The organism is Photorhabdus australis DSM 17609 (assembly GCF_000711895.1).
In the GTDB taxonomy this organism is placed as follows: Bacteria; Pseudomonadota; Gammaproteobacteria; order Enterobacterales; family Enterobacteriaceae; genus Photorhabdus; species Photorhabdus australis.
Genome location: NZ_JONO01000079.1, coordinates 1 through 14,183, shown reverse-complemented (window position 1 = coordinate 14,183; position 14,183 = coordinate 1). Strand labels below are relative to the sequence as shown.

Genomic DNA, 14,183 nt, shown 5'->3' with positions numbered 1-14,183 from the left:
ATCTGGATGGCAGTACAGCAACCCGGTAAGGCGATAGCAGTAAAAACCGAAGAGCAGCAGTCGGTGCTAGTTCTGCACCGTTCGCGCAGACAACTGGTGAGGTTCCGGACAGCACAGATTAACGCCCTGCACGGGACACTGCTGGAATTTGGTGAAACCATCCACAAAGGCCGGGCAGCGATGGACAGGGAGTTACCGGCAGCCCTGGAGCGGATGAAGACGAAACTGCCGCCGTATCTCCTCACGGTGCTGGAAGACCAGTACAACAGGCTGAGTGAGCTGGATTCACTGATAAATGGCCTTGAAAAACAGCTTAACAGTGTGGCGCACCAGAATGAAACCAGTAAGCGGTTGATGGAAATCCCCGGCGTGGGACCGCTCATCGCCACGGCAGCCGTTGCGACCATGGGTGAAGCCTCAGCGTTCAAATCAGGGCGGGAGTTCGCGGCGTATGTTGGCCTGGTGCCGAAACAGACCGGTTCAGGAGGAAAAGTTCGCCTGCTGGGGATAAGCAAACGTGGCGATACCTCCCTCCGGACATTATTTATCCACGGAGCAAGGGCGGCGGCATTACTGGAGAAGGAACCGGGTCCATGGATTACAGAGCTGAAGAAACGACGCCCGACCAGTGTAGCTGTCGTGGCGATGGCGAACAAGCTGGCGCGGACAGTGTGGGCGATAGCAGCCCATGACCGTAAATATGATAAGAATCATGTCAGTGACCGTATTAATCGCTGATACCGATAAACATTAACGCTTAAAAAGGGTGAATGCTGAAAGGTTGCTCTGGCGGCCAGCGTGATGACAAAGACAGGTAAGACCGGGACTCGCTAAACCTGAATATGGCCTTGAGCTTAAAGCTCGCTAAGGAAATAAGGCGTGAGTCGGCGAATGACATAGGGGCTCGCAGCTGTCAGGCTGCAATAAAGCCGGATATAAAGCTGCAACCTACCAGTCAATGTCAGAACAATGGAAGCCTTGCAAACGGGATGCGTTCATATAAATGCGATATGTCTCAGTTAATGACGAACTGGATATGTATTGCCATGGAGGGCGACACCGTTGATGGCCGGGCCATAGAACCACAATGGATCTTGGAGGCCGCCGAACTTTATGACCCTCAACTGTATACCGCCCGAATTTGGCCGGAACATGAACGCTGGTTCGGGGCGATGGGCGAAGTGCTTGCAGCCAAGGCCGAACGGGGGGAAGACGGGGCGTTGCGTCTCTATGCACAACTGCGACCCAATCACCGCTTGTTGGAGGCCAACCGGGACGGTCAACTGTTGTTTACCTCAGTGGAATTTACCCTTAACGGTAATTTTCGCGGCACAGGCAAAACCTATCTGGAAGGGCTGGCAGTGACTGATTCGCCAGCCAGTGTGGGCACAACGCGCCTACAGTTTAATAAAAGGAACAAACATCGTCGATTTGGGGCATATAAGCCGCTGGTCTTTGATGAAGTTAAAGAATTTAAGGAAAGTAAGGGGAAAAGGATGGCTAAAGGTACTAAAAAGAAATGGCGCAGTCTCTTTAATATTGAAGAACCGGAAGAAACCCCTTCCGCGCCATCAGAGGATGATCCATTACAGGCACTGGCTCAGGCGGTGGCCGATTTAGAAACCCGTCTCGCTGCCTTGGAAAGCAAACAGGAATCGACCGAGCAGGAAGTTGCCGACGTTCAGGAAGAGGTAGAGACCGTCAAAGAGGTGGTGGATACGGAAGAGTTTGCCCGCTTGCGCGACAACCTGCCGGATATTCTGAAAAAGTTCGGCAAATTGGATGCGGTATCGACCCGCCTGCCATCACGTAATCCGAAGGGCAACAAAAACAAGAAGTTTAATTATCTGTGATGGGAAAAGGCAAAGGGAAGAGCTATGCAATTGAATAATCGGGCACGGGCATTTTTGCAGCAATATTCTGCGGGATTGGCCGAAGCCTACGGGGTAACGGATACCTCGCGCTACTTTGCGCTGACTGACCCGAAAGAAACCGCCTTGCGCAGTGCACTGCTGGAATCCGTCGAGTTCCTGAGCATGATCACCTGTGCGGACGTGGATCACCTGTCCGGTCAGGTGGTGTCCGTGGGCAATCCCGGACTGTTTACCGGGCGCAAGAAAGATGGCCGTTTTATGCGTCAGACGGGGGTTGATGGCAATGAATATAAACTGGTGGAAACCGATTCCGGCGCGGCGCTGAAATGGGACTTGCTGTCCATCTGGGCAAATTCCGGCAGTGAAGAAGAATTCTTCCAGCGGATGCAGGCCTTTACCAATGAATCGTTTGCACTCGACATGCTGCGTGTGGGCTTTAATGGTCAGCGTGTTGCGGACACAACCAACCCTGACGAGAACCCGAACGGGGAAGATGTTAACAGGGGCTGGCACCAAATCGCCAAAGAGTGGAATGACGGCAAACAGGTGATCACTTCCCCGGTGAAACTGGATGAACACGGTGACTTTAGGTCACTGGATGCAATGGCCTCAGACCTCATTAATACCTGCATTCCGCAGCAATTCCGCCATGATCCGCGTTTGGTGGTACTGGTCGGGGCGGATTTGGTGGCAGCAGAGCAATACCGGCTTTATCAGGCAGCAACCAAACCGACTGAAAAGATCGCAGCGCAAATGCTGGAAAGCACCATTGCGGGACGTCCGTCGATGATACCGCCATTTATGCCGGGTAAACGTATGATTGTGACCATGTTGCCTAACTTGCAAATTCTGACCCAGCGCAACACGCGTCAGCGTAAAGCGGAGTTTGTGGACGACCGTAAACAGTTCGAAAATAAATATCTGCGCAACGAAGGTTATGCCCTGGAAACGCCAGAGTTGTACGCGGCTTATGATGAAGAGGCCGTCACGATTGGTACGGTGGTTGAACCTGCTGAGACGTTGAATAAAAAATAATGTTATCGCCTGTTCAACGACACCGGGCAGCGGTGGAACTGCGTCAGAAACTGGAGCGGCAGCAAGCCGTTGCCATTGCTGATGGCGCGAGTATGCACCTGCAAGCCCGTGCCATTGGGCAGGATGTGAAGCGGTTACACGGATTGCCGACCGCTGATAAAGTGGAAATAAAACGGCGGGAACTGTTGCCGAACTACCTGCCGACAGCCGAACGCTATCTGGCTGAGGGCGAGGTATACCGCAACCCGATTTTTGCCCACTGCGTGATTTGGTTATTTGATATCGGGGAGTTTGCCCAGGGGTTGGACTGGGCGGATATCGCCATAGAGCAAGGACAGCTCACCCCCGATAACTTTCGCAGTGGCTTCCCGGCGTTCGTGGCCGACACCGTTTTACTCTGGGCACAGGCGGAAGCCGAAGCGGGCAACCCCGTGGAACCCTATTTTTCCAGGACATTTCAGAATGTCACTGAAAAATGGAAGATACACGAGAAAATCAAGGCCAAATACTACAAGTTTGCTGCCCTGAACCTGCTGAAAGGGGATAAAGCCGAAATTAAGGCCAGTTCGGTGGACAGACTGGATGTGCTGGAGCAGGCCGATAACTGGTTGGCGAAAGCCCACCAATGCAACCCGAAATCTGGGGTGAAAACCTATCGGCAACGGATTGCCGCCCGCATACGGGCACTGGCTATTGGACAATAACGACTGCCGCAAGCCGGAGCGGGCGCGGTGGAGGCAGGGCACGATGTGCTTATGGCCGTGGAAACCGGACAGCCCGCTTTTTTTCAGGGAGAGAGTGACCGATGTTTAATGGCAACACTGTGGATTACCGGGACGCGCCGCTGACCAATGATGGTTTTTGGCCAGATTTGAATTTGCGGGAATTTCAGGCCAATCGCAAGCTGCCTGCTGATCTGGATAACGACATGCTGGCCAATGCGCTGCTGGCAACGGTGGCAGAAATCAATCTTGATTTGCAACGCCTGAAAGCCCGTTTACAGGTTAAAGGTTATCAAAAGGCAACGGATGTGCCGGGCATTGCCATTAACGGCAACAACGCACTGGTCAGCCAGTATAAAAAAGCGGTCTATGCGCGGGCAAAGGCCGATTTATTGGGGGAATACACGACATTGGTCAGCCGCGCCCCCAATCCGGGACAGGAAAGCCCGGAAGTGCGCAAAAGATTGCTGGCTGAATCCGCCGTCGTGCTGCGCAACATGAAAGGGCATGGACGCACAACGGTACGTTTGATATGAACAAGTTACAGCAGTTAACGGCGTTCTTGCGGGAAAATTTGCCGGAACGCCTGTGTGAGACGGAATTTAGCAGTGAAATGGATGAAATCCGCTTTATTCCGGCACAGCGTGATTTGGGGTTGGGGCAATACCAGATGTTTGTCCAGCAATATGAAGCGGTCATTGCGTGGGGGCGCTGGCCTTACCGGGAGTGCGATCCGCGTAATATCCCCTTGTTGATTGATAGCTGGTTAACGGCGCAGGGAAATGGCTTGGGTGATGCCAATGTCGAGCAGGAACGGCCATCGTTAACCGTGGATGTTGACGGCGATACCGCAACGGTTGTGGTGTCGTTATCACTGGCGGAGCCTGTGGTGATCCGCGAAGACCCCAAAGGTATGATCCCGTTTGATGGCAAGCGCTGGTCATTAGCCGATACTGAAATCTGGTTTGCTGAACAAGGCGCGGTGCATAGTGTGGATGAGACAGGGGCGCATATCGGACAACGGCCATGATCCACGGACAGCTAAACCGTAACCAGCTTAAGAAACTGCAAGACGCATTGCGTGACCTTGATTTGCCCGAAAAAAAGCGCCAGCGCCTGTTATGGCGTATTGCAAAATACGGGTTGATTGATGCGGCCAAACGCAATGTGCGCAATCAGCGTTCGCCGGAGGGGGAAAGCTGGACGGTCAGAAAAAGCCCATGGCGCAAGAAAATGCTCAGGAATATGCCGAAACTGCTGCACATCCGGGAAATGCCTGAAATCGACGCCGTGCGCGTTTACCTGCAAGGCGGAAGTTACCGCAACGGCAAGCAGCCAGTCCCTGCGGGGGTTGTCGGCTATGCGCAGCAACACGGGATGCGTTTTCAGGTCAGTCGGCAGCAGGTGCAAAAGAACGTTGACCGGGAGCGCATGGCGACCATCAAGCAGGCCAAAAAGCTGCGTGAATTAGGTTATCAGGTTAGAAAGGGCAAGCGCTGGCGGAAGCCTCCGATAAAGGAAATGACCGCCAATATGAAATTTATTCAGGCGGGGACATTGATCCGCGAACTCAGCGGCGAGGTGGCTAAAAGCGCATGGACAATTGACGTGCCTGCCAGATCGTTCTTGGGCATGAATGAGGACGAGTTTGATAAAGCGCTGGCTCGCCAGCTACAAGGGATTGGATACGGCGCAGGGTAAGCGCCTTAATAAAGGACGAAATTATGTGGCCACATGTACAGGTTAATCAGGTTAACCAACTGCAAGGCGAAACAAAGGACATTGAGCGGGTATTGCTCTTCGTTGGCACCGGGAAAACCAACGTGGGCAAAACCCTGGCTGTGAATACCCAGACGGACTTTGATGCCGTCTTGGGCACGGCACAGACCACCCTTAAACGTCATGTTCAGGCGGCAATGGCCAATGCCGGGCAAAACTGGTCGGGCTATGTGCATATCCTGCCCGAACAGGCGGATGAACGGGTATTTGTGGAGGCTGTTATTTCAGCGCAGCCTGTTGCCAGTGTTGAGGGCTATGTGCTGACCATTGGTGCCACCAAAGCGGTAATCAAGGCAGCGCAAACCCTGCGTGCCAATACCATCGCCAAATTTGGCCGCTGGCAGTGGGCGATTCTGGCGGTGGATGCCCCCCAATCCAAGGAGCCGTGGGCAGATTACGTCACCCGCCTGGCAGAGCTGCAAAAGGGTGAGGCTGTGGCTTCGGTGCAACTGGTGCCGTGTCTGTGGGGCAATGAGGCGGGTGTACTGGCCGGGCGTTTGTGCAATCGTGCCGTCACCGTGGCAGACAGCCCCGCACGGGTACAGACAGGTGCGCTGATGGATTTGGGCGCGACCGACTTCCCGAAAGACGGCACAGGCCAGCCGATTGATCTGGCCACCTTACAGGCACTGGAAAAACTGCGTTTCAGTGTGCCGATGTGGTATCCCGATTATGACGGCCTGTATTGGTCAGACGGTCGCACGTTGGACGTGGAAGGGGGCGATTACCAGAGCATCGAAAATTTGCGGATTGTCGATAAGGTGGCACGGCGTGTCCGTTTGCAGGCAATTGCCAAAATTGCCGATCGCAGCCTGAACAGTACGCCGGGCAGCGTTGCCACGCATCAGGCTTATTTCGCCCGGACCTTACGTGAAATGTCACGTAGTACGGAGATTAACGGGGTGACCTTTCCGGGGGAAGTGAAATCCCCAAAAGACGGCGATGTGGTCATTACATGGCGCAATAAAAACACCGTGGAAATTTACATTACTATCCGCACCTACGAATGTCCGAAAGGCATTTCCGTCAGTTTGTTGCTGGACAGCCAAGGGGAGAAAACCGCATGAGCAAGCGCATTTCAGGCCAGTCGGTGGATTTTAATATGGATGGGGATCTGGTTCATGCGGAAAAGGTCAACCTGTCCATTACGGATAACACCGCCGCCGCCCAGACGCAGGGCGTACCGGATGGCTATATCGCCGGGGATGTGGCGGCAGAGGGTGAAATTGAACTCAGTACCAAATACTTGGATATCGTCACCGCCAAAGCGCGTGCGGCGGGTTCATGGCGGGGCATTCAGCCCGTTGATCTGATGTGGTATGCCAAGGCAGGAAACGAAGAGATGAAAGTCGAGGCTTACGGCTGCAAGCTGATTGTCAGCGACATTCTGGACGTTGACCCGAAAGGCGGCAGTGTCATGACGCACAAGGTTAAGTTTGTCGTCACGTCGCCGGATTTTGTGCGCATTAATGGCATTCCCTATCTGGAAGCGGAACTGACACAAAGCCTGATTGGGTAAGGATGGGGGTTCATGGAAGAACATGAAAAAACATTTGTCACGCTGGTGCTATTGGGGGCACTGATTGCGTTGGGCAAGATGCTGACAGGTAACGAACCCATCACCTTACGGCTGTTTATCGGCCGTATCATTTTGGGTTCGGCGGTATCAGTCATGGCGGGGGCGTTGCTGATTTGGTGGCCGGGCATCAGTCCGATAGCCGTCACCGGGATTGGCAGTGCATTGGGCATTGCCGGCTATCAGTTAATTGAGGTCTGGTTACGCAAGCGCGGCAGTGCATTGCTGACAGGGAAGTTAAGGAAATGACACTGAGTGAAAAACAACAGCTTTTTTCTGTCCTGATCGCACAATTGATCTTATGGGCAGACGAACATGGCTACCGTGTGACATTGGGCGAAGCCTATCGCACGCCGGAACAAGCCGCGCTGAATGCCCGGAAAGGGACAGGGATTGCCAACAGTCTGCATACCCAGCGTCTGGCGGTGGATTTAAATTTGTTCATTAGGGGGGAATACCAGACAAGCAGCGCGGCCTATTTACCCTTGGGGGAATATTGGGAATCCCTCGGTGGTACGTGGGGCGGGCGCTTTTCCCGTCCGGATGGCAATCATTTTTCACTGGCGCATAACGGGGTGAAATGATGTTCAATGCCCGGATGCTTTATGGCGTTGTGGTGGCATTGGCGTTCGGGGCAGGCTGGCGCGTTAACCATTATTACCGTGACAGCATCGAGCTGAATATCACACGGGCAGCGACAAGCGCAAAAGAGGCCATGCGACAGGAGTTGCAGGCCATTTCCAGCGCCTCCGCCCGGCAACTGGAAGCAAAATTGGAGGGGATAGCGAATGCCGCCCCAAAAGAAATACGTACTGAAGTGGTCAAGCCTGTTTTTACTGCTGTGTGCGTTAGCCCTGAGTTTGTCCGGCTGTACAACGACACTGCCGACAGTATCGGGCGAACCTTATCAGGAAAACCTGCTGAAAAAATGTCAGGCAGTATTACCGAAATTAACCGGAACGACCGGAAATAATTTAGCCAATATTTTAATGGATTATTCGGCGTTATATGGCAACTGTGCCGCCCGGCATAATCAATTAGTGGATGAAATTAATAAAAGAAAGGAAATCACTCATGAGCAAAGAAAATAAAATTATTACCTTAATTATCGGTGAAACGGAAATTAAATTTGAACCGAATATGATTGCCTATAACAGCATGATTAATGACATGACACTGGATAATAAAATTGTGCCGATTGTCACTTACCTGCGGCGTGTCGTTCAACCCGCATCGAAAGCCGCGCTGGATGAACTCCTGCAAATTCCCGGCGCTGCCATGCAGATTGTGGAACGGCTCAATTCAGAATATGCCCCTAAACTGGAGATTGAAATAAAAAACTAAATGCACGGGTTAAGGCAATTGACAATAGTGTCTTTGAACAGGCTTTACTATTACGCCGTCATTATTTACCGCATGAAAAAGATAATACGGAAAGTTTAGCCCGTGCCATTTGGCTGGATAATCGTTATTGGGAAAATATGCGCATTGCCACGGCAAACGGAATTGCATTAGCGTTCAAGGGTGAATCATGAGTCAGGGGCAATTAGAGTTTACTTTAAGCCTGATTGATAAAATCACACAACCGCTGGCGAGTGCGAAAGCGGCGGTGTCGGGCTTTGCCCAAACCTCACAGGATGCCTTCGGAAAAATCGCCGTGGGCGGTGCGGGGCTGGCCGCCTCGTTCTGGTCAATCAAGGGCTTCCTTGATCCGGCCATTGAAATGGACGAGGCGCTCAAGTCCGCCTCCTTGCAGGGCATTGACAGCACGGTGATGGCGAAAGTGGCCAAAGATGCCATGACCTTTAGTTCACAGTATGGCAAATCGTCGATTGAGTTTGTGCAGTCAGCGGCGGAAATCAGTCAGGCGATTAATGGGCTGTCACAAAGCGACCTGCCCGGGATGACCCAGATTGCCAACACCACGGCTGCCGCCCTCAAATCCAGTGCTGAAGACGCTTCTGGTTACATGGGGAAAATGTTTGCGCAGTTCTCCAGTCATGCGAAAGCGGTGGGGCATCTCCAGTTTGCTGAGGAACTGGCAGGCAAGGCGGTGATCATGTCGAAGACCTTCGGCACGTCCATGACGGACATCGCTGACCTGATGGAGGGCGCCCGTGCCGCAGGGACACAGTTTGGTGTCGGGATTGATGAGCAGTTGGCGGTGTTGGGTGAACTGCAACGCTCGCTGGGCGGTGAATCCAGCGGCGCGTATGAGTCGTTTATCACCAATGCGGAAGCCAGCGGGAAGAAACTGGGATTAAGTTTCGTCAATGTGTCCGGTCAGTTGTTATCCATGCCGGACATGCTGGAGAAACTCCAGACCAAATACGGCAAAAGCATTGAGGGCAATCTTAAGGCTCAGGCGGAAATTGAAGAGGCCTTCGGGGATTCTGCTGTGGTGGTCAAACAGCTTTACGGCAATGTCGATGTGCTGCGCAAGAACATGACGGCGCTGGGGGCGAACGATGGCATGAAGCGCGTACAAGAGATGGCAGGACAGATGGCGAACCCGTGGGAACGGCTTCATGCGATATGGGAAAATATCCGCATTGCGATTGGTACTACCTTGCTGCCAGTGATTAAGCCCCTGGTCAATAAAATGGCAAACACCAGTCAGTTACTGGTGCGCTGGCTGAAACTGTTTCCCAATATTGCCTGCTGGGTCGGTTATATCACGCTGGGCATTCTGAGCTTTGCCGCTGCCGGGGCGGTGGCCAATATTGTGATGGGGGTGTCCAAATTTATTTGGGTTGGCCTTAAGGGCATTTGGGCAGTCTGTACGCTGGTGATGAAACTGTGGACGGCGGCTGTATGGCTTTGTAATGGTGCCATTATCATCTGGAACACCACATTGCGCGTGTTACGCGGGATATTGATGGCCGTCAGGGTTGCCGCCTTTTTAGCGGGTCTTTCATTCAGCTTTATGACCTGGCCTGTCCTGCTGATTATTGCTGCCATTGCCTTGCTGGCTATTGGCATTTACATGCTGATCAAGCATTGGGACGCGATTAAAGCCGCTATTATGAACACCACGGCATTTAAGATTGTGGCGGCATGTGTGAAGTGGTTGGGGGAAATGTTCGGCAAGGTTTTTGATTGGATCGCGGAGGGCTGGAATAACCTGTGCAACTGGTTCAGCAATTTTTCCTTGGCCGACACGTTTTCCGGCATGGTGGACAGTATTGGCGATCTCTTTAGTGGCTTATGGGACTGGCTGAAAGGGTCATTTGGGGAAGCCTATAACTGGATCATTGATAAGTTAAATTATATTCCGGGTGTCAATATTGAAACCCAAGCCATTGAAAAGACGGTCACTGAACCGACAGGAAAGGCGGTCGTACCCAATGCGGGCATGGGGGAGAATACCCCGAAATGGGTCACCCAACCCAATGGCATTTTGCAGGGACAGCCCCAGTCCATGATGCAACCCGTCAAAGCGGTCAGGCCGCCAGAAAGCGAGGGGGTATTAACAGGCGGGAAAAAGCAGGGGATCGGCAAGCACGGCCTGATGAAAGAAGTCACAACGAACTCACAGACCATCAATGATAACAGCCGCCGGATTGAAAACGTGACGCTGAATATTTCCAATGGCATCACACCAGAACAATTAACGGAATGGGAACACGTGGCGCATGGATGAGCCAGGATACATTGATTTATTGATTACGGGCGGCAGTTTCACGCTGAACTCAGGCAATGAACCGCGTTTTTGCAATAACCGCCTTTCCATCGGGCAGGACTGTGTTCACGCCATTATGGAAAGTGGTCTTGCCACCGAACTGGTTGCCGAACGCAGCCCGACACTGCGTGCTGATATTCGCACCCAGATAGAAATTCTGGTCGAAGATGATGACCGGATTATTCCGGGCACAGTCATCATTAACGAAGAGTCGTCAACCAAATTATGGATCACGGCTGAGACGTATGATTTTGGCCGTATCAATGTGAGTGTGGGGCATGGAAACTAAACCGACGATTGATTATGAAAAAGTACTTCGTGATAGCGGGATGCCAACCACGGAAACCGATATCAGCGCGGCGTTCGCCAGGGTTGTAGATGAAACTGGGTTGGTGACCAATACTTCGCGGATGTCCCCTTTTTGGCGACTGATTAATACGATTGTGACGCGCCCGGTATTGTGGCTCAAGGAGGCATTAATCCATGTCACCCTGAAAAACATGTATCTGGCGACGGCATCAGGTTCATGGCTGGATATGTTCGCATGGGGTGTCAACCTGAAACGTAAACCTGCATCCGCCGCACGGGGGGGGATTCGTTTTTACAAAGCGGCGGGGGCATCGGCGGTCACGGTACCCGCCGGAACAGTGATTCAGACTGAGCGCATTAATGGCGAAATCTACCGGGTCAGTACCACAGGAAGCGTGGTGATGGCCGATGGGGTTTCCAGTGCTTTGCTTCCCGTGGCTGCAGACACCGCAGGCGGCGCATTCAACCTTGCGCCCGGCTATTTTCGTATCCTGCCCGTGGCGGTGTCTGGTATTGAGCGGGTACAGAATGAAGAGGGTTGGTTACTGACGCCCGGCGCGGATGCGGAATCTGACGATGATCTGCGTGACCGTTGCCGCAACCAGTACAATCTGGTCGGTAATTATCATACCGATGCTGTGTATCGGGGCATGATTGCGGCTGTGGCGGGCTTAAGCATTGACCGCATCTTCTTTCTGCATGATGCGCCCCGTGGGGCAGGCACCGCCAACGCCTATCTGTTGCTGGATTCCGGCATAACCAGCCAGCCCTTTATTGAGGCGGTGAACGATTACATCACCAATCAGGGGCATCACGGGCATGGCGATGATATGCAGTGCCTGCCGATGCCGGAAACGTATCACGCGCTGACCGTGACGCTGTTTGTGGTGAATCTGGCGAACTACAGTCAGGAGCAGATAGCGGCACTGAAAACGGATGTCGCAAACCTTGTCCGCTGCGCCTTTAGGGAAAATACCGATTATCAGGTGAAGAAAACATGGCCGTACTCGCGTTTTTCCTTTTCCAGTCTGGGGCGGGAAATTCACCGTGAGTTCAGCGAGGTTGAATCACTGGCCTTTTCATTGGTGGACATTCTCAGTGAATTGAGTGTACCCCGGCTGCAATCGCTGACGGTTGAGGTGAAAAATGTCTGAGTTCCGGGAAAGACTCACCCGGCTGGCGCTGCCATCATGGATGAACAGAGGGGAACCCGCCAAACTGTTGGGTGCGGCGCGGGCATTCTGGCTGGGGGTGTATGAATGGTTGAAATGGCCGCTGGCGCAACTGGATGCGGAAACTTGTTCCGAAGCGTTGTTGTCGGTGCTGGCCTATCAGCGGGATATTCAGCGTTTTAACGGAGAACCGTTGCCGCTGTTTCGCAAGCGGGTAAAGTATGCGTTTATCAACGCCAGAGATGCAGGCAGCATCGCGGGCTTTATTGCTATTTTCGAACGACTGGGCGTGGGCTATGTGGAGTTACTGGATCGCCAGTCAGACATTGACTGGGATGTGATTATCCTGCGCCTCAGTGACAGCCAGATAGCGGCTAACCCTGATTTGCTGATGAACATCATCCGTCAGTATGGCCGCACCTGCCGCCGTTACCGCTTTGAAGTGATAGCGAAAAATCAGTTATTGATGCGGGTTGGCAGTCTGGGTGCAGAGTATTGCACTTATGCCGCTGCCCTCCCGCCCCGGTCATTATTATTAAAAGTGGGGCATATCGCGGGCGTTGCCGTCTGTGACAGTGCCAGCCTCAGGGAAAGCAGCGTACCGAACGTGACCTACGGTGCTTCATTATAAGGAAATAAAAAAATGTCCTCCGTCATTACCCTGGACTTTGAAAAATGGAAAGCACAGCAAACCGCCGCAGGCCATCCGGTGGTGCTGGATGAGTTTGTGTTTGCCTGTGTACCGAATCTTGATCCGTCCAGGAATATTAGCCGCGATGAGAAATTGCCTGCGGCCAGTCACATTGTGCATCGTCAGGCCGTGAACAAAACCGGACTTGCCAGTGAGAACGCCGTGGCTTACAGCGTCACTTTGGGTACGGAAGTCGGGAACTTTGATTTTAACTGGATAGGTCTGATTAATAAGGCCTCCGGTGTCATTGGTATGATCACCCATGCTCCCACGCAGAAGAAAATCAAGACCGCCAACGGCTTACAGGGCAATGTGTTAACCCGCTCTTTCCTGCTGGAGTTTGAAGGTGCGGCCAAAGAGACGGCCATCACCACCACAGCGGAAACGTGGCAGATTGATTTTACTGCGCGTCTGTCGGGTATGGATGACATGCAGCGCCTGATTAATACCGACAGCTACGGCGAGGCCGCCTTTTTTGGTGACAGTTTTGCCGTGGTTCGTCAGGGCGAACAATATCTGGTGAAAAAAGGGCTGGCCTATGTGGGCGGGCTGCGTGGGGAACTTAAGTTTGGCCAGACCTTAAACAGTCTGCGCAATACCCATGTGTATGCGGATTTTAGTTATCAGGGTAATTTGATGAGCCAGTGGAAAACCGTAGTAAAAATTACTGCGGCGAATGAGCTGAAGAACTATGTGGATGTGGCGGGCTATCTGCATTATGTCTTTGCGGTTGCCCGGATTGACAGTAATGGGAATGTGGTTGATTTGCGTAATCAAGGCACATTAAGCGATCGGGATATTGCTGACCTACAAAAAGAACTTGATAGAGTTAAACAGGGTTATGCGACAAAAGCCGCATTAAATAGTGGCCTGAATGAAAAGCAGCCAAAGGGAAACTACGCGACCAATACGGCGGTGAATGCAGCTAATGATAATGCTAACAGTCGTTTGTCTAAAGTACAAAATGGCGCAGACATTCCCGACAAAAACGCGTTTGTGAAAAACCTCGGTTTGGTGGATACGGTGGTGTTGGCGAAAAATGCGTTGCCTGTTTATGCGTCTTCTCTTTCTGTAAATCTCAATACATTAGGGGGAATTAACGCAGCAGGTGTATACGCTCAGACGCTGGATGCAAATGCGACGACAGCAAATAATTATCCGGTCAACCAGGCGGGAACACTGGTTGTTACGCCGAGTGCATATGGCTGTCAACAAGAGTACACATCATTCAGTACGGGCAGGAAATTTACGCGTGGGCTTTCTCAGATCTGGAACGGAAATGACGGGCCATGGAATCCATGGGTTGAATATTATGGGGTGAATAACGTACCAACCCCTGCCGT

General features: G+C 52.5%; 19 protein-coding genes. All 19 read left to right on the top strand.

Annotated features, from left to right (window positions below; all coding sequences use genetic code 11):
- Nucleotides 1-738: IS110 family RNA-guided transposase (locus BO26_RS17265; RefSeq protein WP_036773643.1), on the top strand; the 738-nt coding region annotated here is incomplete at its 5' end.
- A 272-nt stretch (nucleotides 739-1,010) separates the two neighbouring features.
- On the top strand, nucleotides 1,011-1,853 hold the full coding sequence (locus BO26_RS17260) for a GPO family capsid scaffolding protein (RefSeq protein WP_036773642.1): 843 nt from the start codon (nucleotides 1,011-1,013) through the stop codon (nucleotides 1,851-1,853).
- A 24-nt stretch (nucleotides 1,854-1,877) separates the two neighbouring features.
- Nucleotides 1,878-2,909: a phage major capsid protein, P2 family gene (locus BO26_RS17255; protein WP_036773640.1), complete on the top strand. Its 1,032-nt coding sequence runs from the start codon at nucleotides 1,878-1,880 to the stop codon at nucleotides 2,907-2,909.
- Nucleotides 2,909-3,613, top strand: a complete 705-nt coding sequence (gene gpM / locus BO26_RS17250; RefSeq protein ID WP_081861934.1) for a phage terminase small subunit — start codon at nucleotides 2,909-2,911, stop codon at nucleotides 3,611-3,613. Before BO26_RS17255 ends, gpM begins: the two co-directional genes overlap by 1 nt.
- A 101-nt stretch (nucleotides 3,614-3,714) precedes the next feature.
- Nucleotides 3,715-4,167: a head completion/stabilization protein gene (locus BO26_RS17245; RefSeq protein ID WP_036773638.1), complete on the top strand. Its 453-nt coding sequence runs from the start codon at nucleotides 3,715-3,717 to the stop codon at nucleotides 4,165-4,167.
- The gene (locus tag BO26_RS17240) at nucleotides 4,164-4,661 is read left to right on the top strand and encodes a phage tail protein (protein WP_036773636.1); all 498 of its coding nucleotides are present in this window, start codon (nucleotides 4,164-4,166) and stop codon (nucleotides 4,659-4,661) included. Before BO26_RS17245 ends, BO26_RS17240 begins: the two co-directional genes overlap by 4 nt.
- Nucleotides 4,658-5,332 carry a hypothetical protein gene (locus BO26_RS17235; RefSeq protein ID WP_036773635.1) on the top strand — a complete coding sequence of 225 codons (675 nt, stop codon included), beginning with the start codon at nucleotides 4,658-4,660 and terminating at the stop codon, nucleotides 5,330-5,332. Before BO26_RS17240 ends, BO26_RS17235 begins: the two co-directional genes overlap by 4 nt.
- Nucleotides 5,333-5,352: 20 nt before the next feature.
- The gene (locus tag BO26_RS17230; RefSeq protein WP_201771286.1) at nucleotides 5,353-6,477 is read left to right on the top strand and encodes a DUF2586 domain-containing protein; all 1,125 of its coding nucleotides are present in this window, start codon (nucleotides 5,353-5,355) and stop codon (nucleotides 6,475-6,477) included.
- Nucleotides 6,474-6,929: a DUF2597 family protein gene (locus BO26_RS17225; protein ID WP_036773633.1), complete on the top strand. Its 456-nt coding sequence runs from the start codon at nucleotides 6,474-6,476 to the stop codon at nucleotides 6,927-6,929. The genes BO26_RS17230 and BO26_RS17225 overlap by 4 nt, the downstream gene beginning before the upstream one ends.
- 12 nt (nucleotides 6,930-6,941) lie before the next feature.
- Nucleotides 6,942-7,235 (top strand): phage holin family protein, encoded by a 294-nt coding sequence (locus BO26_RS17220; protein WP_036773631.1) that lies wholly within the window; start codon nucleotides 6,942-6,944, stop codon nucleotides 7,233-7,235.
- Complete coding sequence (locus BO26_RS17215) at nucleotides 7,232-7,570, top strand: M15 family metallopeptidase (RefSeq protein ID WP_036773630.1); 339 nt, start codon at nucleotides 7,232-7,234, stop codon at nucleotides 7,568-7,570. The genes BO26_RS17220 and BO26_RS17215 overlap by 4 nt, the downstream gene beginning before the upstream one ends.
- Nucleotides 7,567-7,959 carry a hypothetical protein gene (locus BO26_RS17210; protein WP_477707045.1) on the top strand — a complete coding sequence of 131 codons (393 nt, stop codon included), beginning with the start codon at nucleotides 7,567-7,569 and terminating at the stop codon, nucleotides 7,957-7,959. The genes BO26_RS17215 and BO26_RS17210 overlap by 4 nt, the downstream gene beginning before the upstream one ends.
- Nucleotides 7,960-8,060: 101 nt before the next feature.
- A complete protein-coding gene (locus BO26_RS17205) occupies nucleotides 8,061-8,330 on the top strand; it encodes a putative phage tail assembly chaperone (RefSeq protein WP_036773628.1) in 270 nt (89 codons plus the stop codon).
- A gap of 17 nt (nucleotides 8,331-8,347) precedes the next feature.
- On the top strand, nucleotides 8,348-8,521 hold the full coding sequence (locus tag BO26_RS24705) for a DUF6890 family protein (protein ID WP_420864711.1): 174 nt from the start codon (nucleotides 8,348-8,350) through the stop codon (nucleotides 8,519-8,521).
- Complete coding sequence (locus BO26_RS17200; RefSeq protein WP_036773625.1) at nucleotides 8,518-10,629, top strand: phage tail tape measure protein; 2,112 nt, start codon at nucleotides 8,518-8,520, stop codon at nucleotides 10,627-10,629. The genes BO26_RS24705 and BO26_RS17200 overlap by 4 nt, the downstream gene beginning before the upstream one ends.
- Complete coding sequence (locus BO26_RS17195; protein ID WP_036773624.1) at nucleotides 10,622-10,957, top strand: DUF2590 family protein; 336 nt, start codon at nucleotides 10,622-10,624, stop codon at nucleotides 10,955-10,957. Before BO26_RS17200 ends, BO26_RS17195 begins: the two co-directional genes overlap by 8 nt.
- Nucleotides 10,947-12,131, top strand: coding sequence for a baseplate J/gp47 family protein (locus BO26_RS17190; RefSeq protein ID WP_036773622.1), 1,185 nt, complete (start codon nucleotides 10,947-10,949; stop codon nucleotides 12,129-12,131). The genes BO26_RS17195 and BO26_RS17190 overlap by 11 nt, the downstream gene beginning before the upstream one ends.
- On the top strand, nucleotides 12,124-12,780 hold the full coding sequence (locus BO26_RS17185; RefSeq protein ID WP_036773619.1) for a phage tail protein: 657 nt from the start codon (nucleotides 12,124-12,126) through the stop codon (nucleotides 12,778-12,780). The genes BO26_RS17190 and BO26_RS17185 overlap by 8 nt, the downstream gene beginning before the upstream one ends.
- A gap of 12 nt (nucleotides 12,781-12,792) precedes the next feature.
- Nucleotides 12,793-14,183 (top strand): phage tail-collar fiber domain-containing protein (locus BO26_RS17180; RefSeq protein ID WP_051691031.1); only part of this gene is annotated, 1,391 nt, incomplete at its 3' end.

Coding starts and splice junctions, on each gene's coding strand:
- BO26_RS17260 (WP_036773642.1), top strand. CDS start 1,011: ATGTCTCAGTTAATGACGAACTGGATATGTATTGCCATGGAGGGCGAC.
- BO26_RS17255 (WP_036773640.1), top strand. CDS start 1,878: ATGCAATTGAATAATCGGGCACGGGCATTTTTGCAGCAATATTCTGCG.
- gpM (WP_081861934.1), top strand. CDS start 2,909: ATGTTATCGCCTGTTCAACGACACCGGGCAGCGGTGGAACTGCGTCAG.
- BO26_RS17245 (WP_036773638.1), top strand. CDS start 3,715: ATGTTTAATGGCAACACTGTGGATTACCGGGACGCGCCGCTGACCAAT.
- BO26_RS17240 (WP_036773636.1), top strand. CDS start 4,164: ATGAACAAGTTACAGCAGTTAACGGCGTTCTTGCGGGAAAATTTGCCG.
- BO26_RS17235 (WP_036773635.1), top strand. CDS start 4,658: ATGATCCACGGACAGCTAAACCGTAACCAGCTTAAGAAACTGCAAGAC.
- BO26_RS17225 (WP_036773633.1), top strand. CDS start 6,474: ATGAGCAAGCGCATTTCAGGCCAGTCGGTGGATTTTAATATGGATGGG.
- BO26_RS17220 (WP_036773631.1), top strand. CDS start 6,942: ATGGAAGAACATGAAAAAACATTTGTCACGCTGGTGCTATTGGGGGCA.
- BO26_RS17215 (WP_036773630.1), top strand. CDS start 7,232: ATGACACTGAGTGAAAAACAACAGCTTTTTTCTGTCCTGATCGCACAA.
- BO26_RS17210 (WP_477707045.1), top strand. CDS start 7,567: ATGATGTTCAATGCCCGGATGCTTTATGGCGTTGTGGTGGCATTGGCG.
- BO26_RS17205 (WP_036773628.1), top strand. CDS start 8,061: ATGAGCAAAGAAAATAAAATTATTACCTTAATTATCGGTGAAACGGAA.
- BO26_RS17200 (WP_036773625.1), top strand. CDS start 8,518: ATGAGTCAGGGGCAATTAGAGTTTACTTTAAGCCTGATTGATAAAATC.
- BO26_RS17195 (WP_036773624.1), top strand. CDS start 10,622: ATGGATGAGCCAGGATACATTGATTTATTGATTACGGGCGGCAGTTTC.
- BO26_RS17190 (WP_036773622.1), top strand. CDS start 10,947: ATGGAAACTAAACCGACGATTGATTATGAAAAAGTACTTCGTGATAGC.
- BO26_RS17185 (WP_036773619.1), top strand. CDS start 12,124: ATGTCTGAGTTCCGGGAAAGACTCACCCGGCTGGCGCTGCCATCATGG.